This is a genomic window from Acetonema longum DSM 6540, assembly GCF_000219125.1.
Taxonomy (GTDB): Bacteria; Bacillota; Negativicutes; order Sporomusales; family Acetonemataceae; genus Acetonema; species Acetonema longum.
In genome coordinates this window covers 1-505 of sequence record NZ_AFGF01000167.1, presented here as the reverse complement: position 1 = coordinate 505, position 505 = coordinate 1, and the positions used below count along the sequence as shown (strand labels likewise).

At 43.2% G+C, this 505-nt stretch carries 1 protein-coding gene; it reads left to right on the top strand.

Annotation, left to right across the window (positions count from 1 at the left end):
* On the top strand, nt 1-458 hold a 458-nt coding region (locus tag ALO_RS15545), incomplete at its 5' end, for an IS256 family transposase (protein ID WP_040293614.1).
* Between the last annotated feature and the right edge of the window lie 47 nt (nt 459-505).

Below are 505 nucleotides of genomic sequence, written 5' to 3'. Positions count from 1 at the left end.
CTCAAATCCAGCAGTGCATAATTCACCAAATTCGTAACTCAACGAAATCCGTTTCTTACAAGGATATTAAAGTCTTAATGGCCGATCTGAAACTGGTATATGCCGCGATTGATGAACAAACGGCCTTGGATCATCTGGATGCATTTGATGAAAAGTGGAGCGGGAAATATCCGAAGATTGCTCTTTCCTGGCGGGCTAATTGGGCCAATTTGTCCACTTATTTTAAGTATCCGCAAGAAGTGAGAACGCTCATTTATACAACGAATGCGATTGAGAATTTCAATCGTCAGCTGCGCAAAGTTACTAAGGCAAAATCCGTATTTCCCACTGATGACAGCTTGTTAAAGATGCTGTACCTGGCCATGATTGATATTACTAAGAAGTGGACGGGACGACGCAAAGACTGGGGACAAATCCATTCCCAATTAGAAATATTCTTTGCCGACCGCCTGGACTAGCTTGACAGCCGGGCTAGTTTTCGTATAATGCTAACAAAGGGGCTATC